At 44.3% G+C, this 26,796-nt stretch carries 29 protein-coding genes and 1 tRNA gene; 12 read left to right on the forward strand and 18 right to left on the reverse strand.

The genetic code is table 11. The annotated features are described in order from the left end of the window. Positions 1 to 54: 54 nt before the first annotated feature. Positions 55 to 1,719: a poly-beta-1,6-N-acetyl-D-glucosamine N-deacetylase PgaB gene (gene pgaB / locus NWE73_RS15130; RefSeq protein WP_277579186.1), complete on the forward strand. Its 1,665-nt coding sequence runs from the start codon at positions 55 to 57 to the stop codon at positions 1,717 to 1,719. Between the two features lie 393 nt (positions 1,720 to 2,112). Here pgaB and NWE73_RS15135 read toward each other — a convergent pair whose 3' ends face one another. The 4 genes from NWE73_RS15135 to NWE73_RS15150 all read right to left on the reverse strand — a co-directional run bounded on the left by NWE73_RS15135 (position 2,113) and on the right by NWE73_RS15150 (position 6,492). Continuing rightward, positions 2,113 to 2,925 (reverse strand): hypothetical protein, encoded by an 813-nt coding sequence (locus NWE73_RS15135; protein ID WP_277579187.1) that lies wholly within the window; start codon positions 2,923 to 2,925, stop codon positions 2,113 to 2,115. Between the two features lie 21 nt (positions 2,926 to 2,946). After that, positions 2,947 to 3,438, reverse strand: coding sequence for a hypothetical protein (locus tag NWE73_RS15140; RefSeq protein ID WP_277579188.1), 492 nt, complete (start codon positions 3,436 to 3,438; stop codon positions 2,947 to 2,949). A 617-nt stretch (positions 3,439 to 4,055) separates the two neighbouring features. After that, positions 4,056 to 4,880, reverse strand: coding sequence for a TIGR02147 family protein (locus tag NWE73_RS15145; RefSeq protein WP_277579189.1), 825 nt, complete (start codon positions 4,878 to 4,880; stop codon positions 4,056 to 4,058). A gap of 754 nt (positions 4,881 to 5,634) precedes the next feature. Further along, positions 5,635 to 6,492 carry a LysR family transcriptional regulator gene (locus NWE73_RS15150; protein ID WP_277579190.1) on the reverse strand — a complete coding sequence of 286 codons (858 nt, stop codon included), beginning with the start codon at positions 6,490 to 6,492 and terminating at the stop codon, positions 5,635 to 5,637. A 97-nt stretch (positions 6,493 to 6,589) separates the two neighbouring features. Between NWE73_RS15150 and NWE73_RS15155 the strand changes: the two genes are divergently transcribed. Continuing rightward, a complete protein-coding gene (locus NWE73_RS15155; protein ID WP_277579191.1) occupies positions 6,590 to 7,039 on the forward strand; it encodes a hypothetical protein in 450 nt (149 codons plus the stop codon). A gap of 360 nt (positions 7,040 to 7,399) precedes the next feature. Here NWE73_RS15155 and NWE73_RS15160 read toward each other — a convergent pair whose 3' ends face one another. The 5 genes from NWE73_RS15160 to NWE73_RS15180 form a co-directional block, all read right to left on the reverse strand. Then, positions 7,400 to 8,197, reverse strand: coding sequence for a hypothetical protein (locus tag NWE73_RS15160; protein ID WP_277579192.1), 798 nt, complete (start codon positions 8,195 to 8,197; stop codon positions 7,400 to 7,402). 841 nt (positions 8,198 to 9,038) lie between these two features. Next, positions 9,039 to 9,500: a hypothetical protein gene (locus NWE73_RS15165; protein WP_277579193.1), complete on the reverse strand. Its 462-nt coding sequence runs from the start codon at positions 9,498 to 9,500 to the stop codon at positions 9,039 to 9,041. A 356-nt stretch (positions 9,501 to 9,856) separates the two neighbouring features. Further along, complete coding sequence (locus tag NWE73_RS15170; RefSeq protein ID WP_277579194.1) at positions 9,857 to 10,171, reverse strand: hypothetical protein; 315 nt, start codon at positions 10,169 to 10,171, stop codon at positions 9,857 to 9,859. A 202-nt stretch (positions 10,172 to 10,373) separates the two neighbouring features. After that, complete coding sequence (locus tag NWE73_RS15175; protein WP_277579195.1) at positions 10,374 to 10,628, reverse strand: hypothetical protein; 255 nt, start codon at positions 10,626 to 10,628, stop codon at positions 10,374 to 10,376. Positions 10,629 to 10,772: 144 nt separating this feature from the next. After that, positions 10,773 to 10,849, reverse strand: a tRNA-Asp gene (locus NWE73_RS15180). Positions 10,850 to 11,039: 190 nt separating this feature from the next. Between NWE73_RS15180 and NWE73_RS15185 the strand changes: the two genes are divergently transcribed. The 5 genes from NWE73_RS15185 (at position 11,040) to NWE73_RS15205 (ending at position 13,799) form a co-directional block, all read left to right on the forward strand. Further along, complete coding sequence (locus NWE73_RS15185; protein WP_277579303.1) at positions 11,040 to 11,309, forward strand: heavy-metal-associated domain-containing protein; 270 nt, start codon at positions 11,040 to 11,042, stop codon at positions 11,307 to 11,309. A 108-nt stretch (positions 11,310 to 11,417) separates the two neighbouring features. Then, positions 11,418 to 11,804 carry a response regulator gene (locus NWE73_RS15190; RefSeq protein WP_277579196.1) on the forward strand — a complete coding sequence of 129 codons (387 nt, stop codon included), beginning with the start codon at positions 11,418 to 11,420 and terminating at the stop codon, positions 11,802 to 11,804. Between the two features lie 107 nt (positions 11,805 to 11,911). Next, positions 11,912 to 12,439 (forward strand): oligoribonuclease, encoded by a 528-nt coding sequence (gene orn / locus NWE73_RS15195; protein ID WP_277579197.1) that lies wholly within the window; start codon positions 11,912 to 11,914, stop codon positions 12,437 to 12,439. 139 nt (positions 12,440 to 12,578) lie between these two features. Next, the gene (locus tag NWE73_RS15200; RefSeq protein ID WP_277579198.1) at positions 12,579 to 13,031 is read left to right on the forward strand and encodes a nuclear transport factor 2 family protein; all 453 of its coding nucleotides are present in this window, start codon (positions 12,579 to 12,581) and stop codon (positions 13,029 to 13,031) included. 45 nt (positions 13,032 to 13,076) lie between these two features. Continuing rightward, positions 13,077 to 13,799: a substrate-binding periplasmic protein gene (locus NWE73_RS15205; protein ID WP_277579199.1), complete on the forward strand. Its 723-nt coding sequence runs from the start codon at positions 13,077 to 13,079 to the stop codon at positions 13,797 to 13,799. 246 nt (positions 13,800 to 14,045) lie between these two features. Here the strand turns inward: NWE73_RS15205 and ahcY are convergent, their stop codons facing one another. The 3 genes from ahcY to NWE73_RS15220 all read right to left on the reverse strand — a co-directional run bounded on the left by ahcY (position 14,046) and on the right by NWE73_RS15220 (position 17,019). Beyond that, the gene (gene ahcY, locus NWE73_RS15210) at positions 14,046 to 15,479 is read right to left on the reverse strand and encodes an adenosylhomocysteinase (RefSeq protein WP_277579200.1); all 1,434 of its coding nucleotides are present in this window, start codon (positions 15,477 to 15,479) and stop codon (positions 14,046 to 14,048) included. A 198-nt stretch (positions 15,480 to 15,677) separates the two neighbouring features. Next, positions 15,678 to 16,442 (reverse strand): type I methionyl aminopeptidase, encoded by a 765-nt coding sequence (map, locus tag NWE73_RS15215; protein WP_277579201.1) that lies wholly within the window; start codon positions 16,440 to 16,442, stop codon positions 15,678 to 15,680. 160 nt (positions 16,443 to 16,602) lie between these two features. Continuing rightward, positions 16,603 to 17,019 carry an SWIB/MDM2 domain-containing protein gene (locus NWE73_RS15220; protein WP_277579202.1) on the reverse strand — a complete coding sequence of 139 codons (417 nt, stop codon included), beginning with the start codon at positions 17,017 to 17,019 and terminating at the stop codon, positions 16,603 to 16,605. A gap of 334 nt (positions 17,020 to 17,353) precedes the next feature. Between NWE73_RS15220 and NWE73_RS15225 the strand changes: the two genes are divergently transcribed. Together NWE73_RS15225 and NWE73_RS15230 are read left to right on the forward strand one after the other, a co-directional pair. Then, positions 17,354 to 17,773 carry a J domain-containing protein gene (locus tag NWE73_RS15225; RefSeq protein ID WP_277579203.1) on the forward strand — a complete coding sequence of 140 codons (420 nt, stop codon included), beginning with the start codon at positions 17,354 to 17,356 and terminating at the stop codon, positions 17,771 to 17,773. A 199-nt stretch (positions 17,774 to 17,972) separates the two neighbouring features. Beyond that, a complete protein-coding gene (locus tag NWE73_RS15230) occupies positions 17,973 to 19,241 on the forward strand; it encodes a sensor histidine kinase (RefSeq protein WP_277579204.1) in 1,269 nt (422 codons plus the stop codon). 81 nt (positions 19,242 to 19,322) lie between these two features. On the opposite strand, the gene ettA is transcribed toward NWE73_RS15230, so the two are convergent. Beyond that, positions 19,323 to 20,993, reverse strand: coding sequence for an energy-dependent translational throttle protein EttA (gene ettA / locus NWE73_RS15235; protein ID WP_277579205.1), 1,671 nt, complete (start codon positions 20,991 to 20,993; stop codon positions 19,323 to 19,325). Positions 20,994 to 21,251: 258 nt separating this feature from the next. On the opposite strand from ettA, the gene NWE73_RS15240 reads away from it, so the two are divergent. Next, the gene (locus NWE73_RS15240; RefSeq protein ID WP_277579206.1) at positions 21,252 to 21,509 is read left to right on the forward strand and encodes a hypothetical protein; all 258 of its coding nucleotides are present in this window, start codon (positions 21,252 to 21,254) and stop codon (positions 21,507 to 21,509) included. A 7-nt stretch (positions 21,510 to 21,516) separates the two neighbouring features. On the opposite strand, the gene NWE73_RS15245 is transcribed toward NWE73_RS15240, so the two are convergent. The 4 genes from NWE73_RS15245 to NWE73_RS15260 form a co-directional block, all read right to left on the reverse strand. Continuing rightward, positions 21,517 to 21,840 carry a BolA family protein gene (locus tag NWE73_RS15245; RefSeq protein ID WP_277579207.1) on the reverse strand — a complete coding sequence of 108 codons (324 nt, stop codon included), beginning with the start codon at positions 21,838 to 21,840 and terminating at the stop codon, positions 21,517 to 21,519. 3 nt (positions 21,841 to 21,843) lie between these two features. Next, positions 21,844 to 22,419 (reverse strand): hypothetical protein, encoded by a 576-nt coding sequence (locus tag NWE73_RS15250; protein ID WP_277579208.1) that lies wholly within the window; start codon positions 22,417 to 22,419, stop codon positions 21,844 to 21,846. 35 nt (positions 22,420 to 22,454) lie between these two features. Continuing rightward, positions 22,455 to 23,396, reverse strand: a complete 942-nt coding sequence (locus NWE73_RS15255) for a ParA family protein (RefSeq protein WP_277579209.1) — start codon at positions 23,394 to 23,396, stop codon at positions 22,455 to 22,457. A 144-nt stretch (positions 23,397 to 23,540) separates the two neighbouring features. Then, a complete protein-coding gene (locus NWE73_RS15260) occupies positions 23,541 to 23,819 on the reverse strand; it encodes a hypothetical protein (protein ID WP_277579210.1) in 279 nt (92 codons plus the stop codon). A 114-nt stretch (positions 23,820 to 23,933) separates the two neighbouring features. Here NWE73_RS15260 and NWE73_RS15265 point away from each other — a divergent pair, with 114 nt between their 5' ends. Next, entirely contained in the window at positions 23,934 to 24,632 is a 699-nt protein-coding gene (locus tag NWE73_RS15265; RefSeq protein ID WP_277579211.1) for an RluA family pseudouridine synthase, read from the forward strand. A 9-nt stretch (positions 24,633 to 24,641) separates the two neighbouring features. Here the strand turns inward: NWE73_RS15265 and pdxR are convergent, their stop codons facing one another. Then, positions 24,642 to 26,072: a MocR-like pyridoxine biosynthesis transcription factor PdxR gene (gene pdxR / locus NWE73_RS15270; protein ID WP_277579212.1), complete on the reverse strand. Its 1,431-nt coding sequence runs from the start codon at positions 26,070 to 26,072 to the stop codon at positions 24,642 to 24,644. 75 nt (positions 26,073 to 26,147) lie between these two features. On the opposite strand from pdxR, the gene NWE73_RS15275 reads away from it, so the two are divergent. Continuing rightward, complete coding sequence (locus NWE73_RS15275) at positions 26,148 to 26,795, forward strand: GNAT family N-acetyltransferase (protein ID WP_277579213.1); 648 nt, start codon at positions 26,148 to 26,150, stop codon at positions 26,793 to 26,795. Position 26,796: the final 1 nt, after the last annotated feature.

The raw sequence follows: 26,796 nt of genomic DNA on the forward strand, positions 1-26,796 counted from the left end.
TCTCTCGAATATGAAGAACAGGCCTTAATCCATGTGCAAAGATCGTAGGATCATATGAATTTATTGACTCGTTCGTCGTTTAAACTATTCAGCCAACCAGGCTTTACCAATGCGATTGCTATTGCGGTTGCATTGCTTTTTGCCTCGACGCCTTTGAAGAGCCTGGCAAGCACTAATGATTTCGACGTTTTATGCTATCATGACGTAAGCAAAACTCCCCCCAAGGATGCCTATGGCATCACTCTGGCTCAGTTGCAGGAGCAATTCGAATTTTTACAAAAAAATTACGCCATCGTGAGCATCGACGACGTTATTTTGGCCTCCCAGGGAAAGAAAACCCTCCCGGCAAAAGCGGTCCTTATAACCTTCGACGACGGACTGGCCTCTTTTTATGATTTGGTCTATCCCCTATTGAAGCGCTATAAGCTTCCCGCCGTCTTTGCAGTCGTTGGAAAATGGGTGGAGGACGGCAAAGCACCGGATTATGGGTACGCTGACGTCAACCCACCGATGGTTACCTGGAAGCAGTTAAAAGAGATGTCGGACTCGGGATTGGTGGCAGTTGTTTCGCATACATACGACATGCACCATGGCCATATTTTCAATCCACAAGGCAATGAACAAGCCTCTGCTGGCTTTTTAAGGTTCAATCTTGAGTCAAAATCCTTTGAAACTGAAAAGGATTTTTTTGCCAGAGTAAAAACTGATTTGGCGAAAAACGAAGACCTCATTCGCAAGCATATTGGAAAGAACTACCCCCTTATTGTATGGCCTTATGGCACTTACAACGGCCTGTCACAAAAAGCTGCAACCGAATTGGGAATGCCGATGCAGTTTTCCATTGATAAAGGTCTTAACAACACCGGCAACCTCACTTTAGTTCATAGAGGAATGCTTCTGTCTCATTACTCTCTTTCTACTTTTGCAGAGGGCATGAAAACATCATTTGTTTATGAGGCTCCTGTACGAGCCGTTTCTGTCGATTTGGATTCTCTCTGGGTGGGTTCAGAGGATGAGTCCAATGTAAACCTTGGAAAATTGAACGATAAGACAGCAGAGGTCAGACCGAATTTGGCCCTGATTCAGACCTTCAGTGCGAAGGGTGAGGCTTACTTTCCAACTTCACAACTGACCATGAAGGCTAATTTTTTCCCTCGTGTTGCTCATATATTGCAGAATCGATCCAGAGTTGAAAAAGTTTATGCAGCAGTTCCATTGCAGTATCTAAAAAACAGTCCAAATCCTGAGCAATTGATTCATGACCTTGCCACATACAGCGATATCGATGGGATCTTCTTTGATTCTCGTGGTGCTGGCGCAAAAAAAATAGAAAAGCTCATTGAACAGGCGATGAAGACTGGTTCAGAGATGAGACCTAGCTGGAATTACGGACTGATTGGGCCTGTCTCCTCGATCAAAACGGACAAGTTCAAATATATCATCAAGGATTTTTATTGGGGTTCATCTAAATCCAAACTTTCGAAAACTGTTCGTGAGTTTCAAGATCCCAAAATGCCAACAATGCCCACGATGATTGCATCTTTCGATGCAAAGAATGTCGCCGGTATTCCAGAAAGTTATAAAAAGATGCGGGACCTTGGATTGAATAACTTTTTCCTTCCAATAAGCCTCAATTCATATACCGACTTGTCATTCCTTAAGATCAATTTTCATTCGACAAACAGTCCTTTTTCATTCAGTCAGGATGAGCAGAAGTAATTCACTCCTCGCCCTGAAAGGGAAGCTCCGAAGTATTTGGAATGTTCTAGTCCCGGGTCAGGCTTGAGTCATTTATTCGCCTGAGCGCAGACCGGGATAATATTGAAATGCACTTGATAGAGTCTGCGGTCGGCATATTACCAGCTACTGAACATCTCCACCAGCCGGTTGATTTTTTTCTCCAGATTTAAGTATTGTCTGCTCGCAACTACTGCCAGACACATAGCAGACTATCAATGCTGTTTCCACAGGTCTAAGACAGATAAATAGCATTTTGGAATCAATACCTAGTTTACAGATGCCACCTAAAAGCACCAAATACCTCGATAACGAGTCTTTATGTTGCACTCCCCGCCCCAATAGGGGCTAACCGGGGGCGGTAAACTACTGCAACTATCTGCCGGCATGAAGTGCGATTTTAGCATCGATCTTTTGCATGCGCGCTTTTAACGCTTCATTCGCCGGATCTTGCGCCAATTGCTCAAGCAGTGAGGCTCTTTCGGCGTTCAAAATTTGAAGGACCTGTTGCTGAATATCCAGAGTTTCTGATTGAAGCCCATTCAAATCAAAGTGCTGCTGAATTTGCTCTTTGGTACTTTGAGCTTGTTCCTCTGTAGGCTCAGAGTTTTGAGCATCGCCTGTGAGCTGCTGATAGAAATTAAAAACCGCTAAGACAGCCCCCGAGCTCGTCAGAGCATAAAAAGCCGTTTTAGAAAGTTCACGCAACGTTTTATAGGCGGCAGATGAAGCTTTAAAAACTCCATAGACGCCAACCGCGCCCAGTAGCTTTCCAGAAAGATCTAAGGTGATTAGACTCATGACAAAATAATCCCTTTGATCTTGAGTCAATCGGCAGTCATTGGTCGCCACGAAAAAAGCATCGTGGCGCAGATCGTGAGCCAGCATTGAGGAAATACCGAGCTTATTCGCAAAAATGCGGTTGTATTCATTCGTATCAAAACTGCCGAGATTAACAGTCTGCTTGACGCTCTCATAGACATAGGCGAGTTTGCTATATTCGAGTCCCACGGAGCAGATCTTAAAGATACGTTGATAGGTATCGGTGACCCGCAGATTTTGCAGGCGAGTCATTTCCAGCGCCTTTTGGCGCATCAAAACGGCCTGCCGAACTTCTTCGGTCGAGGCCGCCATCGAAGACAAGGGAAGCAGCGAGAAAACTAGCAATAATTTAACAAGTCTTTTCATAACGCTTCCCTGTCCCTAATACTACTCAGCCAAAGCCGCTAGTGATTGATTCAACTCAATTTGAGTTTTCTCAATTTCAGCTTGCTTCGCAGCCAATACCTGATCCATTGCTTCCAAGTCTGAAGATTTAACCCATACATAAATTTGGCCGCCAGCAGCGACTGTCGTACCAACGACCGCTACGGCGCCAGCACCATAACCAAAAATAAGTGCATCCGCGATGTTATTTATGCCATGTTTCACACCTAACGAAAAGGCCAAGGCACCAGCTCCGGCAATCACGAGACCCACATTGCGAGTCGTCTTCGCAGTTTTGATCGAACCACGCTTCTCAGCGATCTGCGAACGAAGATCCGTGATCTCCTTATTCATCAAGGCCAACGTAGCTGTCTTAGAAGAGATCAACTGCGCCAACTCAGACTTTTTCACAGTCACAGTGTCACCACCTGCTTGTGCAAAAGCTGCCGTAGACATCAAAGACACTGCCAATAGAGTAGACATCATTTTTTTCATTTTCATTTCCTTTGTTAAATTTGTTTTCGTTTTTGATCTATAAAAATTGAATTCTTATTTTACCGAAAGATTTGCCTTCTTGTGGGAGATAACCCACTCGGTACTTCCGTCTCTAAAGTTCAAAACACCTGCACCTGAAGATTGATCCATCGCAAGCATAAGGCGATAGGATTTCCCGGCATCACCCGAGCAGGACAAGCCGTAGCCAACGCATTTGAGGCTACATAACAAGACCGATTAAAAATGCCTTTTTCATATTTATTCCTTTAACGCCACAGTTGGGGGATTAATTTCCCGAGTTGCAACCGTTTCGACGTGATGTGAATTCTCTTTGCGAATGCCATGCCATGGAGCTAAACGCAGTAAATGCGTTTACAAAGCAAAAACACTGTTGACGTTTTTTTCGAATGAGCGCGACAAGAGCTTCTTTGGTTTGAGAGGAAACAGAATTGTTTCCGTTTTTGCAGAGCTTAATAAGATGGGCTTATTCAATCAATCTGAGCAGCAGGTCAAGCGCTACCAAGATCGCCAGGTCCTGTGTCAGCGGAATGGCACACTATAAATGATGTAATAGTCATAGTCCGTTTAATCATAATCATTTCCCCACCTAAGAAAAACTACAGCTCCGCTAAAGATTTGTGACTTACCGGGAACATTGCATTGTTAAACATGTAAAGACGACGTTCTTCAATCATGTTCTTTTCAAAGCGACACACAATGTTCGCAACAAAGTCATTAAAGAGGTTCACCACCTCGTCAAATTCTTCTTGCGATAGTGCGATTTGCAAGGATCTAAAACGACGTGTCTCAGGAGGCAGCTCTATAGCTTTGGGTGTTGCCTGAAACCAATATTTATAGAATTCAGCCAATGAATAGTTCCCATATTGATCGTTGATTTTAAACATTGCATGCGCAGCAATATATCCCTCTCCATCCGATAAAATGAGACTCGCCTGCGACAAATCGTTAACAATAGAGTGAATAATCTTTTCATCCTGTTCAAGCAGCTCAGCCATCTTTTTAACTGTAATTGGTAAAGATGATGAACTGATTAACGTCATAACTAAAGGCCCGTAAACATTTTTAAGAATGCCGCAATCGGGGTGAAGCAAACTTTGGTTAATATTCTTGCGCAATGCTGCGATCAAACGATTTCCAAGTCCTTGCTTTTCGTGATTACTTCTACATTGACTATATTCAACCAGGATTTCAAAATACTCTGCTTCTAAAGGGGAAAGGCTAATATTCTTAATCAGGGCCCAAAGACTTTTTTTCGAAATCCGGCGTTTACCAAGCAAGATGAGGCGTATTAATGTTTTATTGCTAAAACCCAAATCAGCGGCCCAAGAGGCATATGAAAATTTCGGGTTCACTTCTTTACGAAAGCGATAAAGATCCTGGAGAAAAAGACGCGCATCCATGTAGTCATAAACAGATTTCATTCCACTTCCTGTAGGAAAATAATAGATGTATTGTTTCTTTTCATGAAAGAATATTCGCCAAACACGCGAAAACTCTGATCCAATTTATCCCTATGAAGTCACTCAGTTGCCACGGGAGTCCCTTACAAGTTTGACGTTGCCACTGAACTTGCAACGACCGGTGGCTTCATATGCCGCCAGATCCGTCGATCCGGGGTGGTTTTCCCGCCAGACGCTGATTGTGAGTGCGCAACTTTATAACAAGCTTCCCCCTAGGGATCGCTGCGCTTTGCAAATCCATGAGCTTTTCAGATATATCTCTAATTTCGGAGTGTGGGACACAAGTGTGTGGAGTTTGTTGACCAGATCTTTATCGACTCAAGAAATTGAAGCAATGGCAGTCAAGGTTTTGGACGGTCAGCCGGTTTTTCTTTCCGAGTTGCCAGCAACTGATTTTTACAAGGGCCTCGCGATAGCAAACAAAGGTAGTTATAAAAATTTGTACCACCAGGATATGGACTTCATTAAACAGGTGCAGAGTCTTCTAGTTTCTAATGGATTGGCGATGGACGATGAGGGGGCTCGCAGCTTGCGAGAAGTGTTGAGATGCTGCAAAGTGCCCAGCCCGAGGATAGAACCCTCATCGAAATTGTCATGTCTGAAACAGCGCCTCAAGACCTCACACCCCATGGTCAGGCTCGCTTGCGCTATCAACTAGAGAAACTGAAGGGAAGTGTATAAGATGGAGACCCCTCAAGCAATTTGGAAGATGTTTCTATAGAATTTCTTCTTGCAGCTTTAACGCGTTTAAAGACGTTACAGCATTCTTCCTTTTAATCAGCTTCATATGAAAGACGAATTTTTCGCCAGGGAGAACGTCAATAAGAGTTTTGCTTTTCAGTTCTTGCTCGATCAGAAACTCTGGCAACACAGACACGCCTACGCCTTTTAGAACTAGCTCTTTGTGCGCAGTTAAATTATTGCTGGATGTTTTGATCGAAGCCTTTGGGTACTTCTTTTTTAATACCTCAAGTGTTGGAAATCTTTTTGAGGCTGTGTCATCAATTTCTCGGGAACCAATAAAATGGCTCAATACATTTTCATCTTTTTTTAAATCTTTTCTAACAACCAGTCTGAATGGAATTTCAATTTTTCGATCGACTATCAGCTTTTCGCCCAATTCTGGTATGTGAAAGAATAGTCCTAATTCAATTTCACCAGCTTCTATCTTCTTTATGACCATCGATGCCGGGCCTGAAAAAATGTTTGGGTATATTTCAGGATAACGTTTCAAAATAGCAGCAATTTTTTCTGGCAAAAAGTGGCTTGCTATTGGCTCTGAGGCGGCAATCAATAGTGGCCCCTTACATTCGCCACTAATTTTTCCCACCGAAAGCTTCAAATTTTCAACTTCAGAAAATATCTTTTTACAGCTTTCGAAGACCTCTTCCCCGCGAGAGGTCAAACGCACGTTTCGGCCCACCTTTTCAAAAAGCTTAAAGCCAAAATAGTCTTCAAGGTTCGCAACCATGCGGCTAATTGCAGGCTGATTAATCCGGAGCTTTTCAGAAGCTCGCAAAAAGCCACCTTCGGTTGCAACGGTATAGAAGTATTCAAGATGGAGTAAATTCATATATGCCTTTTTAGCATGAGTTTCATATAAATTATATCTTTTTATTAATTAGAAAATGCCCCTATAACCCAACCACATAACACTTAAGGAGGTTGATATGATAAAAGGAATCATTTTTTCATTGTTAATTGGACTTGGCTCCAACGCCCTTGCCAGTGGTTGCGATCCAAATACTTTCCAAAGAGGAGAAATAGTCAGTCAATTCGTCATTCATGATTTTGGACAGGTTGACGCCTCAGTTGCACAAAAGCTCATCGAGAATATGGCTAGCACGCACAAGGTGGCTCTTCACTATTGGAGTAAAACACCCGACATTGGATCTTTTCCTGTTCGCGTGAAAATTATCACCACTGCATATCATGGATTAGACACCGATTGTGGGTGGACAAAGTACCCCTCAAATCTATTGATCACGCATCTGGAAATTACATCAGATGAGCAAACATTTTTCTATCCTGATATCTATAAAGATATCAGTCCTGAGTTTCAAGGGTTTGATCAGTTCATCGATTTTAGGCCCTACGATCCACCACCGACTCAAGAATAGCGTCTAAAATAACGAGTCCTTCTTCCGCTACAGCTCGCACAGCTTTGCGGTCATCCTTTTTAAAAAGTTTGCCGCAAAGGCTTTTTGGCAGAAGTTACCAGCCCCCGGGGGCGCATGAAACTCATTTCGACTGCTTTGGGATAGATTTTTGGTGCAAAAACCTTAGCAGAGAAAAAGTTATAATTGCTGATGTTATTATGGTTGATTTCCATTTCAAAAGTTTGGACTTAGCGTTCCCCAGCTGCCGCTGAAGATCGGTTTAGCTGGCCGACTTCAATCAGATCGGACGAATTGTTTTCGATGAACTATATTAGCCCTACACAGAAGCATTAGAGCGAACGATTAATTGATTTGGCAGTGTTAATCATTAATTTCGATAATGGGCAAATTGAGGTTTCGTGCTTTTTCTAAAAATAGATCTAAAGGGCACCCTTTGCAAAAAGGATTAGCTCCCGTTAAAGAAAAACTTGATTCCCTCGTCCGATTAACAAATACTCCAATGATTTGAATTGGTCCGCCCTCTGTGGTTTCTCCAGAAATTAGAACTTCATTGTATTTTTTTGGCTCTGTTCGTTTTAGCAAATCTTGAGGCTTGTCCAATCCGAAAGTGCTTTCGTAGAATTTTAAAAGTTGGTTTACTTCGTTTTTAGCTCTTAACATTTTAACATTTGAGCCAAAATCTCTTGGAACTGTCGCGAAAATATTTTCAGCCGGAACTTTTAAAATAAGACCCGCAGTACCGAAAGTTCTGCTGTTTCTGTTGGAGATAAGTGAAGTGCTTAGAGAACTCCACTGACTTATACTTTCAAATCCATTATTTTTCAGAAATCCTTCTCTATCCATTACGCCGTGAACCAAATAGGTGAAACTTTCGGGGTTATGATGAGAAGGGTCGGTGAATTCAAATGATCGCCAAGACTCACGAACTATTTCCACTGGTTCTCGTGGACCTTGAGCGATGATCATGGCTTTTTGATTTTTAGAAAGTTCGTACAAGGGATGATTGAGAGAATCTAAAGCGCTCAAAGCATCTGGATTAGAAATAATCGCCCTTAACATATTATCAGTGAGATATCCTGCAGATGAATCATGGTGAACATCTGTCAAATCAATAAACACAGCACTACAGAGTTGCGTATTGGCTGAGCTTTGTACCACAAAGAGAAGCAATATAATGCTTATTGAGTAAAAAATGTTACGCCTAAACATATCCGATAGTGTTGCAAGGAGTGGTCCACTAGAAGCAATTGGTTCGACTCATTTTGAAACATTTGAGCGGTTGAAGCGACATTCAACTCTGCCTGAGGTCAGATGCGCCTTTTGCATAATCCAACCTATTTCGAGGCTTGAGATATCGGAATCTTAAATCCTAACAACATCTCATTCAGCTTGAGCGGACTTCTTGCTGCCTCATACTCATAGTTTTTCCCCTTTGAGTCTTACCCAGTCATATGATGACATTTATAGCAGAGAAGAAAGTCAGCAGCCTTTCCACCCTTCGTGACTCTTATGCCTACGCGAGGATTAAAAAACAGGCCATAGATGGCATAGTCTCTTTCCAAGAGTCGGCAGCATCTTTAAACTCATTAGCTGCCTTGGCAGTATCTTCAGGCTCAACCTTAACTTGCCCTAGAATTTTCCATTCATGAAAACCCGTAATGAGTCATTATGTTGCACCCCGCCCCGATAGGGGCTAACCGGGGGCTGGTAAGGTATTCCAGAAAGTTATAAAAAGATGCGGGACCTTGGATTGAATAACTTTTTCCTTCCAATAAGCTTCAATTCATATACTAACTTGTCATTTCTTAAGATCAATTTTCATTCAGCCAACAATCCTTTTTCATCTGGTCAGGATGAACTGAAGTAATTCACTTCTGGCCATCTTCGTGAACGCTCCGAGAAACTTACGAAGTAAGTTTCTCGCGAATCTTGAGAACAGTGATTTCATACAAAAAAAAGGGGGTCAGCCCCCCTCTTCTTAGACTAAATATTCGGTTTCCTATTGAGCCACAACTTGGAAGATTTTGGGTTCTATAAGATAAGTCTTATAACCTCCAGTGAGCACGGGAACCTGGACTTCGAAGTACACAGTAAAGTCCATACTATTGAGCCCGTAAAGTGCCATAACGTCGGGAGTTTGAATTGTGTAGCTAGATTGCATGGAACCGTAAATGCCATCTGCCACATCAAAACATTTGGGTGGAACCACAAATGATTTCGTCATATCCCAAAGAACACCACCATTTCTTTTAAACCAAGTAGAACCTGGCGTGCAGTAGCGAAGAGCAAATCGAGAGTAAGAACCTTTAACCACCGGATAAAAAGTTATTGTATTAGAAGCAGTTGAAGCAATCTGAACAGATCCAGAAAGAGCGCCCCCAGCTTGAACCTCTAACGAGAGAGCAAGTAAGAATGTCATTACGAGTGTTGATACCGCTGCCTTCAAAAAATTGATTTTCATGTCCCCCCCGAGATCAATTAAATCGCCTATGTGATTCTTTAGGTGCAATCTGAACGCCACCCATCATTAAGAGCACGATGGTTCTGAAAAAATATATTCGCTTTTAGATGTTTAAATTTATGAATTTGACTTAAATATCTACATGGGCGCTATCTCTAACTGAGACAAAAGTTCCTGGGCAAGAGCCATGGTTTCGCTCTGCCAGAACGCATAGCAACACCGGCGCCGAGAGTAACAATAATTGGTTTATATTTTGGATATAAAAAACCGAGAACAAAGCCTCGGTGATTTGGCCATTAATTCAGAGAAAAAATGGCGGGCCGTATGGGTCGACTTTCGAACTCTCCCTTTTTTATTTAAGGAACTTGCTGACATTTCGTCCCGACAACCAAGTAACTATCAAAATCCTGCTTTTTAAAAATAGTCACACACTTAAAAGTTGGAGCTGGAATGCTTCGGCTATAATAACCTCGAGCGATTGTTTCCACCGCAACATCAGCACCTTCAACTTGCACGAACTTCATTCCTTCAATAGAAATGATCGATTCATCGAATCCCAAATAATCCATCACACTTTCACGAGTATCGATGTAGATGTCTTTCATTTTTCCAGCGAACACTGGGGATACAAAAGTAATTACCAAACCAGCTGCCAATAATGCTTTTTTCATATGAACCTCGAAAAAATTGTTTGGCAGGTTGTAATTAAAAAGACCTTCAGATGCAAATAAGAAGAGGGAGTCTTGTGGACTCCTTCTTCTTTTTACACAATTCTTAACAAATTTAAAATCTACTTAAAACCAGTTCCACAGCCACCACCCCTTCTTGCTGGCGGTTCAAATCATCACCGAAACAAGGGATAATTGTCTTAATTTACTTATTCAACATCAGTAAAATAGTTGAAAGAGCCTCCCTACTCATTCCAGGTAAACACTCTTCGGATTTTACCAAAACATGTCTTAAAGTAGCTTGGTCTTGGGTTAAACCGTTAAGATTAAAATCAGCATTTTGACGGACCGATTCAATATCGTCACCCGCCCAAAAACCATTTAGGTCTCTGCCTTTTTGTACCACTTGGTACTGGTCGATGTGGGCTGCTTTGGCATTCCAAGTTTTTTCGGCTGCCAATCTAAACACCGTTTCATACTGCTTTTGGCATTCGGCGGCACTTGCATTTGCACTTTGTGTTTTAAGCTAAAATGGTCGGATTTTGGGCATAAAAAAACCGAAGACTCAGCTTCGGTGATTTTGGCCATTAATTCAGAGAAAAAATGGCGGGGTGGACGGGACTCGAACCCGCGGCCTTCCGCGTGACAGGCGGACGTTATAACCAACTTAACTACCACCCCGTGGTGTTTTGGAAGATTTGTTATAGCTACAGTAATGAAGGCTGACAACAATAATTTTACAAAAAATCTCTACAAATCGAATATTGCTTGGAAAATAAGCAAAAAGACCTGCTGCGATATGCCTTCGATTGGTGTTTGCCCCCGAACCAGCTATAGTTTGAGGCATCCAACCAAGGAGTTTCCCGTGAAAATGCTATTAGCCCTCTCTGCCCTCTTCATTTCTCAAGCAGCCCTAGCTGAGACTATCACCTACAACGTTGAAGGTATGCACTGTGGAAGCTGCGCTAAGATGATTCACTCAAAAGTCTGCACAATGGATGGCATGGACAAATGTGAAGTTACAATGGGCAAAGTTGTGATCTCTCCAAAAGCGGGAATCAAGTTCACTCAAGAACAAATTCAGTCCGCAGTTTCAAAAGCTGGCGACTATAAAGTGACTGGTTCTAACATTAGTAAATAAATTTCTTTTACTGCTTCAAGCTTTGCACTACGAAGCTTGAGCAGAAATTGACTGTTCTATACAAGACTAGAGGATGACGACATCATCCTCTTTTGTCATACTAGTCGAATGAGCACAGGCCGCCTTCTTATCATCGACGACGAATCTGAATTGCGCGAAGTACTGATCGCAATTTTAGAAGACACCACCACAGAGATTCTTCAAGCTGCCAATGGCGCCGAAGGCATTCAACTTTTACAATCACATAAATTCGATGCCGTACTTTCTGACGAAAAGATGCCGAAGAAATCCGGCTTGGATGTTCTGAAGTGGATGCGCGCGAATGAAATCGAGACTCCGTTTATCATGCACACAGGCTATGGCCAAAAAGAGATGGTGCAAGAGGCTCAACGTTTGGGCGTCTTTGCTTTCATCGACAAGCCTTGGAACGAACGTCTTCTAATCGAAACTGTTCAAAAAGCTCTTAAAACAGGGCAGATGGCCGTTAAAGCCTAAAGCTTTCCTTGTCTCCCCTATCAAGATGATCCATCATGGGTACCTGCACTCTGGCTTTGTCAGAGCTCTGTATCCGGGACTGCGTCCCTAGAATAGGATTTGAATCCATGAATAAACTTTTTTGGCTCGATATGGAGATGACAGGTCTCGATATCGATAAAGAAGTGATCATCGAAGTGGCCGCGATCGTAACAGATCTGAACTTCGCCGAACTTGAAACCTTTGAAACCGTCGTGAAACAACCACAGAAATATCTGGATGCGATGGATGCTTGGAATAAAGAGCATCACGGCAAATCCGGTTTGACTGCTAAAGTTCCAAACGGAATGCCTGCAGATCAAGTTGAAGCCAAGCTGGTCGACATGATTAAGAAATACTTCCCCGATCCAAAAGATCGTCCGGTGCTTGCGGGTAATTCCATCATGCAAGATCGTCTTTTCATCAATAAGTACATGCCGGATTTTGCAGGTCGCCTGCACTATCGCATGGTCGATGTGTCTTCTTGGAAAGTGATCATCAATAACAAGTTCAACTATGTTTATCAGAAATCCAATAAACATCGTGCACTGGATGACATCCGTGAAAGCATCCAAGAACTTCGTCACTATTGTGATAATCTAAGTTTTAAAAAATAATCCACCGTACGGGTCGCTTCGCTACGGGTCTGCGCTCCGACGCTGTCGGAGTAGGATTGTATTTTTCCAAACCTTCGTGCTTTCCTTGGAAATTCAATAAAACTCGGAGGAGACTTCTTTTCAAACAAAGGAGTCCCCGATGACTTTACTCTCTGCCAATGATCGTTTTGAAATTTTAGATCTATGTTCTCGTTACAATCGCTGTTTAGATAATGCCGATGAAGAAGGTGTTATGGATTGCTGGGCACGAAGTGGAATCACTTTTGAAAGTCCGGGCGGCAAGTTCACAAATTGGGAACAACTGCGCAAGCACCTGGGAAAAGAACTTCACGGAGGAAGCCTTAGCGGCAAGCGCATGGTGATGTTCAATATGGTCGTCAGTGACGGCGGAAGCATTGACCACGCCATCGTTGATTCTGAATACTTGGTCATCAACACCAGTGATCACCAAATCATCGAGACGGGTTCATTTAAGCAAGATAAAGTGACGCGCACCTCAATGGGCTGGCGATTCCAAAATCGGGTCCAAAAGGCCGATGTCGTTGCACAAACACGTCCCATCCATCGTCCAGCGGAAGTCCACCCTTCGTAGGATCTTGATTGATATACAACACGCAAAGTCGGTATTCTGAAGAAGATGAAAATCATCCTCGGCCTTTTCCTTTTGTTTTCTCCGGTATTGGCTCAGTCAGAGAACACACCTCTGACCATGGGGATGCCGTTTCGCTACTCAAGGAATCCCGCACTGAATGAATATCTAAGTCTGATGACAGCCTCTTTGAAGGATGCTGGCTTTGATGTTGTGATCAAGACCTTTGAAACAAAACGAACCTACGACCTCGTCATCGACGGCGATGTCGACGCCATTCCCTATGACGACTTGGCCAGCACTGAAAACAGAGACAAGGTCGTCACCATGTCGTTTCCTATTCTCAAAACATATGCACGCATATTCTACCGTGCTGACAACAAGTCCTTTGATCCCAAAAATCTAAAAAAACTAAAAGGCGCCTTAGCACGAAACAATGTCTTGATAGATCAAGAAGCCAAAAAGAAATCCTTGAAGTTCGTAACCGCCAACAGCCCCTTTCACGGAATCAAGCTGCTCTTAGACCACGAAGTCGATTATTTCCTAGCGATTGAAGAAGTCGGCCTTGGCGCAATCAACTCAACCCCCGAAGCAAAATCCGAAATCAAAATGAGCGAAGTCCCCTTCGCAGAAGTCCCCATCTACGTCACCCTTCAAAAATCCTTCAAAAAAGATCTCCCAAAAATAGAAGCCGCCTTCAAAAAAAACCTCCAAGGCAACCTCACCAAATACCCCCTAATCCAATCCCACCTAAACAAAGAAGCCAAATAGCTCTCCAATCTCTCCCATCTCTCCCGGTCCCCCGAATCCCGCGCCCTTCCAAAGGAAGCAGCCAGAAAAAACGCAAAGAAGAGGTCCTTCCAACCGCCACTACGGTTAACGCCAGCGAAGCGGGGCTACATAGGCTTCAAAAATCAAGTTCCGCAAGCGAGCCACTAAAAAACGCAAAAAAAAAGGACAGCCTCTCGCGAGGACTGTCCGAAGATTTTTGAAGCCTATGTAGCCCCGCTTCGCGGGTTAGTAACGATAGTGCTCCGGCTTGAAAGGACCGTTCTGATCCATGTGGAGGTATTTTGCTTGCTTCGCAGAAAGCTTAGTCAACTTCACACCCAATTTACCAAGGTGAAGAGCCGCCACTTTTTCGTCCAAGTGTTTAGGCAAACGGTAAACTGCGATTTTTTGATATTTATCGCGGTTCATGTAAAGTTCCATTTGAGCCAAAACTTGATTCGTGAATGAGTTACTCATTACGAAGCTTGGATGTCCAGTTGCACAACCCAAGTTAACCAAACGGCCTTGAGCCAAGATGATCACTTGTGTTCCAGACTTCAAAGTGTGGATGTCCACTTGAGGTTTTACTTCGCGTTTTTTTGAATTTTTGTTCAACCAAGCCATATCGATTTCGATATCGAAGTGACCGATGTTGCAAACAATCGCGTTGTTTTTCATTTTAGTGAAATGCTTTTCAGTGATGATATCGCAGCAACCAGTTGCAGTTACGAAGATATCGCCTTGAGGAGCAGCATCGTCCATAGTAGTCACTTCGAAACCTTCCATAGCTGCTTGCAATGCGCAGATAGGATCGATTTCAGTCACAAGAACGCGCGCGCCCAAACCACGAAGTGAGTGAGCAGAACCTTTACCTACGTCGCCGTATCCAGCTACAACGCAGATTTTACCGGCAACCATCACGTCTGTGGCACGTTTGATACCGTCAGCCAAAGATTCGCGGCAACCGTACAAGTTGTCGAATTTAGATTTTGTTACTGAGTCATTGATATTGATTGCAGGAACTTTCAATTTTCCAGCTTTCAACATCACTTCTAGATTGTGAACACCTGTCGTCGTCTCTTCAGAGATACCGATGATCTTTTTCAATTCTTTTGCGAAGCGTGGCTCATGCATCATGTTTGTCAAATCGCCACCGTCATCAAGAATCATGTTGAAGCCATCTTTGCCCCAACCAGTGATAGTTTGCTCGATGCACCAGTTAAATTCAGACTCAGAAAGACCTTTCCAAGCGAAAACCGGGATGCCCGCTGCTGCGATTGCAACTGCTGCGTGGTCTTGAGTTGAGAAGATATTGCAAGAAGACCAACGGATTTCCGCACCAAGCTCTACAAGAGTCTCGATAAGAACCGCTGTTTGGATTGTCATATGAAGGCAACCCGCGATTTTAGCACCTTTAAGTGGTTGCTGTTTTTTGTACTCTTTACGAACCGCCATCAAACCAGGCATTTCAGTTTCAGCGATCTTGATTTCTTCGCGGCCCCATTGAGCAAGCTTCGCGAACACTTCTGGATTCTCCATCGCCTCTTTGCAAACCATGTAGTCTACAGTTGCAGTCTTAGGAGCCGTTGTCGTTGTTGCAGCTTTAGCAGCCTTAACAGGTTTCATAGGTTTCATGTTTTTCTTCATAGCGGACTTTCCATTTGTAGTCGTTAATGACATTGATTCTTCCTTGTTAAAAAATAGTATTCCAAAAAAAATCTAAAATCCAAAAATTCAAATTCCCCAGCACCAAGGCTGGTCAAAAAGGTCCAAGCGCAAGGCGGAGGGTTTTTCGCGAAACGCAGGCGTGGCAGCGCCACGTCGGAGAGAAGCGAAAGGCCCGACAACGCAGTCGATTGGGCCTTTTTCACCAGCCGCCTACGGCAGCGTGAGAATTTCGTAACCAGTATCGGTTACTAGTACTGTATGTTCAAACTGTGCAGACAAAAGACCATCCGCAGTATGATAATACTTGATACTAGAGCCGTGGATATCGAACTCGACCACTTCTTCGGTCCCCTGATTGACCATCGGCTCGACGGTGATGCAATGGAATGGAACAAGACGTTCGCCTTTTCCCTTTTTACCGAAAGCAGGAACAAAAGGTTCTTCATGGAAAACACGACCAACACCGTGGCCGCCGATTTCCTTAACAACTGAATAACCTTTGCGAGTCACAAGCTTATTGGTTTCAAAACCGATGTCGCCCGTATAACCCTTCGGTGTAATGGCCTCGATCCCCTTGTCACGAGCCAGCATCGCTGTTTCCACAAGGTCCTTCGCTTCCGCAGAAACGTTTCCGATCATATACATTTTCGAAGTGTCACCAAAGAAGCCATCGATCCAAGAAGTCACGTCGACATTGATGATATCGCCATCCTTCAAAATGGTCTTCGCATCAGGAACGCCATGACAAACAACTTCATTCACTGAAGTGCAGGTATACTTCGGATACCCGTGGTACCCGATACAAGCCGACTTCGCGCCGCGAGTCTTCATAAAATCATTCGCAAGCTCGTCAATCTCTTGAGTCGAAATCCCAATTTTCACGTATTTATCAAGATAAGTTAGAGTATCGGCCGCTATACGGCAGGCCACAGTCATTTTTTTGATTTCTTCAAGAGATAACGGCTTAATTCCCATGCCGAAGGTATAGCACAAGCCACCACATATTCAAAGACAGGATTACAACCGACAAACATTGAGATTCGCCGAGAACCAAGGGCGGATTTTGGGCATAAAAAAACCCAGGGTCTGACGCCTGGGTTTTTAGTATTCTAAGTCAGATAAACTGATCTAAGACCTATTTAAGGTGCTTAGAAACCAATTTAGTCATGTCGAACATAGAAACTTGAGTTTTACCGCCGAAAACTTCTTTAAGTTTTGCGTCAGCATTGATGTTTCTACGGTTTTTAGAATCTTGAAGATTGTTCTTCTTGATGTAAGCCCAAAGTTTTTTAACAACTTCAGTACGTGGAAGTGGAGAAGCACCAACAACTGCTGCCAAAGCTGCAGATGGAGTCAAAGCTTTCATGAACGCTGCATTTGGTTTGCGAGCAGTTTTAGCTTTAGGAGCTGCTTTTGCTTTTGGAGCAGCTTTTTTAGCTGCAGCTTTAGGAGCAGCTTTTTTTGCAGCAGCTTTTTTAGGAGCAGCTTTTTTCGCAGCAGCTTTTTTAGGAGCAGCTTTCTTAGTAGTAGCTTTTTTTGCGGCTTTAGCCATGTTCAATTCCTCCAGTAGGATTTTTGTCTTGTTACTATCGAATGAGCTTAGTGTGTATCTAAGTCCAGGCCTTTGTCCAAAAAAAAATGCAGGGTATATGCATTTTTTTTTATTTTTCTATAGGGAAACGTGGGTCACCCCCTCGGAAAACAGCAAAAACCCCCTCGAGAAATGCAAAATCCCCCTTGAGAAACGCCTTAAAACCCCTCTGGAAACCCACTTTCCTATAGGGAAACAGACCTTTTTCCCTCTGAAAATTGCGTTTTTGTAGCTCTTTCCCCTCTTGAAACGACTCTAGACTCGTGCCTTTCCCGGTTCTGCCGAATAGAAATGCATGAGTTTTCAAGCGAGCTTCAAGCAAATCCTTAATGAGAAAATGAATGGAAGCCAGACCTCACACGACCATTCCTCCTCTGAAAAGGCCGCTGATTTGAACTCTGACCCAGCGAACCTGGCTTACTTGATGGGCCACATCGGCCGCTTCGAATTCCAAATGAAGCGTGGACAATATGCCGCACCTAAAGTTCGTCCACAACGAAAGCCCCACAACTTTTCCACTCACGAACGTCTTTCTTATGAATTCTTGAAGACCTGGGTTCACGATCTCCCAGAGGGTTTCACAGACAGCGAATTGAAGAAGGCCTTCCGTCAGGCTGCGATGATCCTCCACCCTGACCAAGGTGGAAATACGACGCAATTCATGGAGCTGAAAGAGCACTACACAACTCTAAAAGCCTTGCTGGCAGCGAGATAAAGACCTTCGCTCATGCCTCGAAGAATGGGGCTATACACCCCGCCCACAACGCGGAATGGTAAAAAATTCTTGTTTATAAAATGGAAACTTCATCTGATTCAATCTGAAACAATCGGGGCATTACATGTCTGTAAGAACCTTCCGCGAGGTCTTGTAACTGCCGATAAATTCCTTAAATAGGGATATAGTCACAGCCACAATGTTCGAATTTAGAATCACAGCTGAAGAAGCTCAACAGAAGAGACTTAAATATCTGAAGGTGCTTTACATCATCTCCTTCACGATTCCTGTTATCTATTTCTTTAAGTTTAATTTCGAATACAAAGTGCACCAGTACAACACGATCCTGATCAGCATGTGGTTGGCCCTTGTCGTAATCCCCCCCTTTATCCTCTATAAGTTAAAAGAATATGTTTATGCAGCAGCCACCGTCATTGGTTTCGCCGCCGCTATCGTCACCTTCTTCCTTTATGTATCAGGCGGAGTTGATGCCCCAGGGATCTTTTGGCTGGCGGCCTTCCCGTTGGCGATGGCGATCCTTTTGGGCGTTCGAGGCGCTATTGTCGGCTATTTCACAGTCGTGGGCGTGATGCTCTTCTTCTGGTATCTCAAGGCCAATGGCCTGGGGCCGAATGTTATCGCAGACCACGGCAACTATAGTTTTGAGAAAAGCTTCAACCTCATAGTCTTCTTGCTATTCTCAGCTATCACGACCCACCTCTATATTAATGGCGAACAAAAGTATGCCAAGAAGCTTCAAGAACAAAACAACAATGTGGAGAATCTTTTGCGGGTGCTTTTGCACGATGTTGCCAACACCCTTTCCTCAATGACTTACAACCTCGTCAAAGCCCGCGAGGACCAGGATCTGGCGCCCGCCAACTCTGAGTTGGATAAGATGGAACGTGCAGTGGCAGACATTAACAGCCTGCTCACTCAGGTGCGCCACTTGAAATCAGTCAAAGACGGCAAGACTGATATTCTCTTTAAGCCTATATCGATCGCCTTTGTGCTGAATGAGGTCTTTGAGAAAATTGAAAGTATCGCCAACCAAAAAGGTATCAAACTGGCCCTGGATCTTTCGCGCGAAAAGATGTTCGTCAATAGCGAGAAAACGATTCTAAGCAATGTGGTTCTTTTGAACCTTCTTAGCAATGCGGTGAAGTTTTCTCACCCTGGCGACCGCATCGATCTGCGCGCTTATTCCAAAGACTCTGAGGCGGTTATTGAAATTCAAGACTATGGAGTGGGAATGCCTGAGCCCCTCGTCGCACAAATTTTTAGTCTGAACGCTCGGACCACCCGCTCTGGCACCCATGGGGAAAAAGGCACTGGCTACGGCATGCCTTTGGTCAAAGAATATCTGCAAATGATGGGCGGAACTATAGATGTCAGCTCCCGCGAAGAGCCTTATCTGCAGCACCCCCGGGGCACTAAGATCACCCTTAAAATTCCTTTGGCCCAATAAAAAAAGACATAAAAAAGAGAGCCTTGCGGCTCTCTTTTTAGTTTTACCTACTCCGACGAAGTCGGAGTGCAGACAAGCAAATTAGATCATTTTGAAGCGGATACGCTTTGGACCAGCATTTTCGCCAAGGCGTTTCTTGCGGTCTTCTTCGTATTCCGAGAAGTTTCCAGGGAAGAATTCAATTTTTGAATCCCCCTCGAACGCCATGATATGCGTACAGACGCGGTCCAAGAACCAACGGTCATGCGAGATCACCACGGCAGATCCACCGAACTCGAGCAAGGCTTCTTCAAGCGCACGCATCGTGTTCACGTCCAAATCATTCGTCGGCTCATCCAGCAAAAGAAGATTGCCGCCTTCTTTAAGGATCTTCGCCATGTTCACGCGGTTTCTTTCACCACCCGACAATTGACCAACTTTCTTCTGTTGATCAGAGCCCGAGAAGTTGAACCAAGAAACGTACTGACGAGAATTGATCTCGCGTGTGCCCAATTGGATCACATCGGCACCGCCTGAAAGTTCCTCGAAGATGGTTTTTTCTGGATTCAGAGTTTCACGTGTTTGATCGACATAAGCAATCTTCACGGTCTCCCCGACTTTGAAAGTACCTTTATCTGCAGTCTCTTTTCCAGTGATCATACGGAACAATGTTGATTTACCCACACCATTCGGTCCAATAACCCCGACAATCGCCCCTTTAGGAATCGTGAAGCTGACATCGTCCAACAACGCTTTGTGGTCATAGGCCTTCGTAATGCCCTTGGCTTCGATGACGATATCGCCCAAGCGAGGTCCCGGTGGAATATAGATAGACATCTCTTGGATTTTCTCTGGAGATGCTTCTTTCAACAAGTTTTCGTAGTTAGAAATACGTGCCTTAGATTTCGCCTGACGAGCCTTAGCTCCTTGACGAATCCAATCCAACTCGCGCTCCAAGGTTTTCGCTTTGCGAGCTTGGTCTTTTTGTTCCGCAGCGGTGCGCTTGTCTTTTTGCTCCAACCAAGACGTGTAATTCCCTTTCCAGGGAATGCCTTCGCCTCTGTCCAGCTCCAAAATCCAACCGGCAACGTTGTCCAAGAAGTAACGATCATGCGTGACCGCGATAACAGTTCCTGGGAACTTCGAAAGATATTGCTCAAGCCATGCCACTGATTCCGCGTCCAAGTGATTCGTTGGCTCATCCAGAAGCAAAATATCTGGCTCTGACATGATCAATCTTGCCAATGCCACACGACGCTTTTCACCCCCAGAAAGGTTGGTGACAGCCATGTCGCCATCTGGACAGCGAAGTGCATCCATGACGATTTCGATCTTTTGATCGACATCCCAGGCACCCAAGGCTTCTAGTTTTTCTTGAAGTACACCCTGTTTTTCAATCAGCTTGTTCATTTCGTCTGGATCCAAATCTGGATCTGCGAATTTATCATTGATCGCGTTGTACTCTTTCATCACCTTCGGCAATTCGCCCATACCTGCGAAGATGTTTTCTTTCACAGTCAGAGTGTCATCGAGTTTTGGTTCTTGCTCGAAGTAGCCGACTTTCATTGTCTTAGATGGGAAGGCTTCACCAAGGAAATCCTTGTCGACTCCTGCCATGATTCTGAGCAAAGTGGATTTACCAGAACCGTTCAGACCCAGAACGCCGATCTTCGCGCCATAGAAGTAAGAAAGATAGATGTCCTTCAAAACATAACGATTTGGAGGATATACTTTACTTACGCCCTTCATTGTGTAGATAATCTCTTGAGACATGATGTCACTCTCCTAAAACAAGCTTAGCTAAAAGAAGCAATTTATCAGGCTAAAAGTACTTGTCAAATGGAGTTCCTTTTATGAGACTATCGCCCTTCCTTGACTGGTAAAGGGATTCCGAAGAGGACGAAACGTTTTAAGTTTTCGTATTATTTGGAGGCGATTTTAAAAAAACAGAAGAGCACGATGCGATTCTGGTAGCGAAACAGCACTTAAACAGCCTCGCGCTGATACAGAACTGAATAGATTTTAAGCATAATGAGTGAAGACATCGTAGTGAAACAACCCGCACCAATGGCACCTAGCAACAAAGAAGGCGCCAAAGAGAGCTCGAAAGAAAGCTCTCGCCGCTCATTATTCGGGAACCTGAACTCCGAACTCCAACAGGCTTTGAATACTTGGGACGTTCTCACCGAACAAATGGCTGAGAAGATCTCGCCGGAAGAAGAACAGCTTAAAGAAGTCAAAAGACTTCTGGGTGAGCTTAAATCCAAACTTTCTGAATTCTCTGAATAATTTTTTATTACTTATCGTGTTTGCTGCCACCGCGACACTCTGGGGAAATAAAGTTCAAAGCGTCTTTTTGCTTTTCGAACTCTTCCGGAGTGAGGGTTTTCTGCGTCAGCGCGTGGAGCCCCGTTTGCAGCTCTTCTTTTAAGAGATCATTGACCATGCGCTGGCGATCGATGCGGGACTTCCCCTCGAACGCGGGCGCAACAACCAACACTTTATAATGGGAATCGCTGCGGGGGCCGGAGTGCATATGGCTCTCGTTTTCGATCTCCAACACCGTCGGAGCGAGAGCCTTGCTTAGATTTTCTCTGATTCTGGATTCGCGAGAAGACATGAATTAATGCTTTTTCCTTTTATTGATTTCCGCTTTCACGTAGTCAGCACCCATTTTTGCCATCGCAAAAACGCCTCTTTCCTCAAGCTTCTTTTCAACGTCTTTGGCTTTGCGCAGGACTTTTGCCGCTGCGATTTGCGCCAACGGATTGCCCACAGGAAGACCTTCAAACTGCCCGTCTTTCACCCACTCATCGGCCACGGTGTCTGCCAATTCCATAACCTTCGGAGCTTTTTGGCGAATGACTTCACTGCCATAGAATTCCAAATGAACTTTTTCAGCATTTGGTTCCGCCGCGGGAGCACCTTCAGCGATCATCTCGCTGGCTGCCAATGATTCATCATCGTAAGTGGAAGGATGGATGCCTTCATTTTGTGCCTCAGTATTGATCGCTTCCATCTCGTCAGCCGCTTGTTCATTGATCTCAGCCGCGTCCGCCATAATTTCTTCGGCTTCATTCATGGCGTCAGTCATTTCATCATGAGGTCTGCGCTTTGCATGCTTATTATGATGTTTGCCGTGAGAGTTTTCACGGTTGGGACTTTTTTTCTTACCATCGTAATTCTTAATTTCTGGCATATTTACCTCACAATTTTTAAAACAATATTAACGAGCTAGCAGAAGCCCAACATTTCCCGGGTAACAAAGTCATAGTCGGCCTTCACCGAAGACTTGCCGCTAAAAAGGCTTTTGCCCGAACGCACAGAGTTTTTCACCTCTGAAGAAGTTCGAATATAGCCCTTCATAAGGTGTCCCTCAAAAGATTCGATACACTTCTGTAAAAGCTCATGACTGGCATTCTCCCGTCCATCAAACTTTGTGAATAAAATCTTATTTGTAAAGCTCAGCTCAAAATCTTCTTTAATGTCTTCCAACTCACTCAAGTTCTTTTGCAAGCCCAGGAAGGCGAATTTATCAGGATTGACCGGCAATATAACCTCATCAGAGGCAATAGTCACAGCCGTGTTCGTAGCACTGAGGGCTGGGGCCGTATCGATAAGAATCAGATCATAGCGATGCTGGATCTTTTCCAGAGGAGCCTTAACCGCCTGAGCCCAGTTGCGGTTGGAGTTCATCAGAACCCGGTCCAAAACGGAGTTGTTCAAGCTTGAAGGGATTAAATCCACATGCGGCTCGATAAAGCGGACGCACTCTTCAATGCTTTTCTTTTTCTCTACGATATCCACCCAGACTGGAAGGCTTTCGTCCTCCACCCCAAGAGCGAAACTGAGATTGGCTTGCTGATCCAAATCGATAAACAACACTCGCGCCCCGTACATGGCAGCTCTTAATCCCATGTTCAAAACAGAGGTCGTTTTCGCGACTCCTCCTTTGAGCATTTGAATCGAAATCACCTTTTTCGGGTATTTATATCCTTGCGCCAATACGATGCGACGAGCTTCCTCTGGCATCAGCCAAGTGGAATGAAGAGGCGTTTTGAGCTTTTTCCCAAGAATGGATTCGGCTTTCTTTTTAACTTCGGCGGGATTCATTTCCAAAAAGGCGGCAAGATCGCTTAAGGTGATGCAAAACTCTTGTTGCGTGAGTGTCGACACAGAAGACCTCCTCTTCACCTAGAGCCTAACCCCATTTCCCGCCAAATGCGAAGCTTGGAATTTGCTTTGAAAGGGCGCGTCGCTACTCCGACGGAGTCGGAGTGTAGAATAGCCTACTCCGACGGAGTCGGAGTGTAGAACAGCCTAAGGAGACTGCTCTAGCCGACCAATCTCGTTTTTAATATGACTGCGCATTTCCTCCACATCATCGTGGTACATCCACAAAAGCTCTTCACGCAGCTTGCGCAGACGCAAAATCTTCTCAGTGCTAAGGGGCCGAAGGCTTTCTGACAACTGCAGCAAATGAAGATCCACCTCCCGCTTGAAATCACCGTAATCTTGATCGTCTTCCTTATCTAAAAAGTTCAGGAACTCTTGAATATAGAAATTCATAGGCACCTCGTTCTTATTATTTTGAGCCATAAAAATGCCTCCTTTAAAGAGGAACTCTTGGCCTCACTAAGAAAGTTGCTAAGAATCAGGAAGGACACTAAGATGGGAACCTGCCAATCAGCAGCACCTTAAAGGAATTCAAGAATGAATACTCTACCCATCATAGCTCAAGACACTTCTTGGATTGTTATCAACAAACCTGCGGGAATCAGCGTTCATAACGCTGGCGCCGATAGCGGCCAGGATGTGATTCAGATTTTAAAAAAACAGCTTAAACCTGGCACATTCACCGACATTCATCCCGTGCATCGTTTGGACAAGGAAACCAGTGGGTTGCTGTTAATTGCACTGAATAGCAAGGCTGCCAAAGAATTGGCTGAACAGTTTCAAGAGCGCAATTGCGAAAAAACTTATATCGCGGTTTTACGTGGCGCCCTTCCTCTGTCAGAAAATTGGCAATCGTGGGGTATGGCGATCTCTGATAAGTCTGAAGGCCGAAAAAATCCGCAAGGTCTATCAAAAGACCGCGTCGAAGCTCGTACTGATTTTAAAGTGGTCAAAGTTTCGCATTATTTTTCTTTGATTGAAGTCAAACTTCTGACAGGCCGACAGCATCAAATTCGCAAACACAGCGCCATCGCCAAACACAATATCATCGGCGATGGCCGCTATGGCGACCCCAAGTACAATGAACGCATGGCGAAGATTTACGGTACAGATCGCATGTTCTTGCACGCGGCCCGTTTGAAAATCAATATCGGCGGCAAAGAACGTGTTTTCGAAGCTCCGCGACCTGAGGAATTTGAAGCCTTGTTCCGCGAAGCGACACCATCGCCTGTTTAGATCACTAGCTTAGTTCGACTTCTTCAAGATCTGATTTAGAACTTCAAAGCCCTGTTTGATTTCGGCTTCATTCACGCCAGCAAAACCGATGCGCAAATGGGTGCCGTCTTTTTTCGCAAAATCCAGTTCCGTTTCATTCATAAAGAAAACGTCCTTCCTCTTGGCGGCCTCACTCACTTTGCGAGAATTCGTTTTCAAGTTAACCCAGTAAGACATGCCTCCGTTGGGTTGCACCCAATCAATGCCGTAGGTTACTTTAAGAAGTTCTAGCTGTTCTTGCATATAATGGAAGCGTTTTTCATACACTCGAGTTGTGCGACGTAAATGTCGCTCAAAACCGCCTTCTTTCATCCAGGCTGCCAGTGATAACTGCGACAAAGAATCAGACTGACGCGACAGTAAGAACTTTTGCATCGCAAACGCCTCAAACAGACTTTCATGACAAGCCAGAACGCCTATTCTGGCTCCGGGATAAAGAATTTTTGAAAAGCTTGCTACATAAATCGCATAAGGAGTTTGCGTGGCCAGAGGAGCTGGGGGCGGACTTAAATAGTGAAACTCATGATCATAGTCATCTTCCAGAATGGGAATGCGATAGCTTTCTGCTAATTGAATAAGTTTTTGCCTGCGACGCGGGCTCAGTGTCACCGTCGTCGGATACTGATGCAGCGGAGTGGTGTAGATCAGTTTTACTTTCTTCTTTTTTAAAATCAAAGCTAGTTCATCAGTGTTCAGACCTTCGTCATCGACTGCGATCGGAATCAGTTTTGCCCCTAAACTTTCTAGAACTCGCCACGCAGGTGTATAACCTTTGCCCTCGACCACAACATAGTCACCGGGCTTTAAAAAAGTCTGAGCGATGATATAGATGCCTTCTTGCGACCCATTGGTAATTAAATATTCTATTTCCAGCAAACCTCGAGAGCGACGAAAATATTCTTCGACCTGCTCAAGTAAAACCGGCAGTCCTTGAGTTGCGCCATAAGATAGTTGATCTGGTTTTACTCGACGAAGTGCTTCAGAGGTGATTTTACGAAATTCGTCTTTAGGAAAAAGACGCAGATCGGGTTGGCCTCCCCAGAATTCAATTTTATAGCGGGTTCGTTCTGCCGTCAGAGAAAAAGCGGGAGAAGCCAATTCAAAGTGTGGCGCCTTCTTTTTGGAGGGACTTTCTTTTGTGGATTCGGTGATCGGTGCTTTTTCTGAAACTTGATAATGAGCTTTCTCTTTGGCTTCGAGCCAACCTTCCGCGACCAAAGCCTGCAACGCATTCATCACCGTCAAACGATGACATTTATAGATTTTTGCAAGATCCCTTGTCGAGGGAATGCGCTCCCCTGGCTTTAGGACACCGTCCTTCAACGCAGTTAGAAAGCCGGCATAGATGCGTTCATACTTGGGCTTCTTACTGTCTTGGATCTTAATATTTACCGATTTCACGTCACACCATCTGGTCTATTAGTTTTATTCATTCTGGTTATTTATATTGTACCAGTAATAGCCTACAACTTCTATATGGAAACACTTAAGACTTCGCGCGAATTACAAACTGATCTCTGGACAAAAGAAATCACCCTTGAGGGGGCTCTTGTACGCCTAGCCCCCACAGGCTTGGCGCATTTACAGAGCTTGTCTTGCAACATCCTCTACCCTCGCTATTGGGTGGATGATTTTGGTGGCTGCATCAGCCCGGAGGATGTAGAAAAAGAGATCAGGCACTCTTTACAAGCGCGCCAAGATCGCCTCGAAAACGGTTTCACCATGATCGACAAAAAGACTGGCGAAGCTATTGGTCTGACAAATTATCTCTATTTCAATCGGAAACTTAAAGGTCTTGAAATCGGTCGCACTCGTGTTGGAATCTCTTGGCATAAAACATCGGCGAACACTGAAGCAAAACTTCTGCTTATGACCTATGCCTTCGAAACTCTTGGTTGCCAGCGCGTCGGTTTCAAGGTGGACTCGTTAAATTTCAACTCCCAGCGCGCAGTCAAAAGAATCGGTGGAAAGTTTGAAGGTGAAATTCGTAACTACATGCTTCTACCTGACGGCAGAAAACGTGACTACCACTCTTACTCGATCATTGATTCTGAATGGTTGAATGTGAAGAAAACCCTGCAAGGATATTTGGAGAAGTATTATGTATCGCCCGAATCACTTTAAA

This window comes from Bdellovibrio svalbardensis (assembly GCF_029531655.1).
GTDB lineage: Bacteria > Bdellovibrionota > Bdellovibrionia > Bdellovibrionales > Bdellovibrionaceae > Bdellovibrio > Bdellovibrio svalbardensis.

What these genes read in the sequence shown, in the direction of transcription:
- pgaB (WP_277579186.1), top strand. Translation starts at nt 55, where the DNA reads ATGAATTTATTGACTCGTTCGTCGTTTAAACTATTCAGCCAACCAGGC.
- NWE73_RS15135 (WP_277579187.1), bottom strand. Translation starts at nt 2,925, where the DNA reads ATGAAAAGACTTGTTAAATTATTGCTAGTTTTCTCGCTGCTTCCCTTG.
- NWE73_RS15140 (WP_277579188.1), bottom strand. Translation starts at nt 3,438, where the DNA reads ATGAAAAAAATGATGTCTACTCTATTGGCAGTGTCTTTGATGTCTACG.
- NWE73_RS15145 (WP_277579189.1), bottom strand. Translation starts at nt 4,880, where the DNA reads ATGAAATCTGTTTATGACTACATGGATGCGCGTCTTTTTCTCCAGGAT.
- NWE73_RS15150 (WP_277579190.1), bottom strand. Translation starts at nt 6,492, where the DNA reads ATGAATTTACTCCATCTTGAATACTTCTATACCGTTGCAACCGAAGGT.
- NWE73_RS15155 (WP_277579191.1), top strand. Translation starts at nt 6,590, where the DNA reads ATGATAAAAGGAATCATTTTTTCATTGTTAATTGGACTTGGCTCCAAC.
- NWE73_RS15165 (WP_277579193.1), bottom strand. Translation starts at nt 9,500, where the DNA reads ATGAAAATCAATTTTTTGAAGGCAGCGGTATCAACACTCGTAATGACA.
- NWE73_RS15170 (WP_277579194.1), bottom strand. Translation starts at nt 10,171, where the DNA reads ATGAAAAAAGCATTATTGGCAGCTGGTTTGGTAATTACTTTTGTATCC.
- NWE73_RS15185 (WP_277579303.1), top strand. Translation starts at nt 11,040, where the DNA reads ATGCTATTAGCCCTCTCTGCCCTCTTCATTTCTCAAGCAGCCCTAGCT.
- NWE73_RS15190 (WP_277579196.1), top strand. Translation starts at nt 11,418, where the DNA reads ATGAGCACAGGCCGCCTTCTTATCATCGACGACGAATCTGAATTGCGC.
- orn (WP_277579197.1), top strand. Translation starts at nt 11,912, where the DNA reads ATGAATAAACTTTTTTGGCTCGATATGGAGATGACAGGTCTCGATATC.
- NWE73_RS15200 (WP_277579198.1), top strand. Translation starts at nt 12,579, where the DNA reads ATGACTTTACTCTCTGCCAATGATCGTTTTGAAATTTTAGATCTATGT.
- NWE73_RS15205 (WP_277579199.1), top strand. Translation starts at nt 13,077, where the DNA reads ATGAAAATCATCCTCGGCCTTTTCCTTTTGTTTTCTCCGGTATTGGCT.
- ahcY (WP_277579200.1), bottom strand. Translation starts at nt 15,479, where the DNA reads ATGTCATTAACGACTACAAATGGAAAGTCCGCTATGAAGAAAAACATG.
- map (WP_277579201.1), bottom strand. Translation starts at nt 16,442, where the DNA reads ATGGGAATTAAGCCGTTATCTCTTGAAGAAATCAAAAAAATGACTGTG.
- NWE73_RS15220 (WP_277579202.1), bottom strand. Translation starts at nt 17,019, where the DNA reads ATGGCTAAAGCCGCAAAAAAAGCTACTACTAAGAAAGCTGCTCCTAAA.
- NWE73_RS15225 (WP_277579203.1), top strand. Translation starts at nt 17,354, where the DNA reads ATGAGTTTTCAAGCGAGCTTCAAGCAAATCCTTAATGAGAAAATGAAT.
- NWE73_RS15230 (WP_277579204.1), top strand. Translation starts at nt 17,973, where the DNA reads ATGTTCGAATTTAGAATCACAGCTGAAGAAGCTCAACAGAAGAGACTT.
- ettA (WP_277579205.1), bottom strand. Translation starts at nt 20,993, where the DNA reads ATGTCTCAAGAGATTATCTACACAATGAAGGGCGTAAGTAAAGTATAT.
- NWE73_RS15240 (WP_277579206.1), top strand. Translation starts at nt 21,252, where the DNA reads ATGAGTGAAGACATCGTAGTGAAACAACCCGCACCAATGGCACCTAGC.
- NWE73_RS15245 (WP_277579207.1), bottom strand. Translation starts at nt 21,840, where the DNA reads ATGTCTTCTCGCGAATCCAGAATCAGAGAAAATCTAAGCAAGGCTCTC.
- NWE73_RS15250 (WP_277579208.1), bottom strand. Translation starts at nt 22,419, where the DNA reads ATGCCAGAAATTAAGAATTACGATGGTAAGAAAAAAAGTCCCAACCGT.
- NWE73_RS15260 (WP_277579210.1), bottom strand. Translation starts at nt 23,819, where the DNA reads ATGGCTCAAAATAATAAGAACGAGGTGCCTATGAATTTCTATATTCAA.
- NWE73_RS15265 (WP_277579211.1), top strand. Translation starts at nt 23,934, where the DNA reads ATGAATACTCTACCCATCATAGCTCAAGACACTTCTTGGATTGTTATC.
- NWE73_RS15275 (WP_277579213.1), top strand. Translation starts at nt 26,148, where the DNA reads ATGGAAACACTTAAGACTTCGCGCGAATTACAAACTGATCTCTGGACA.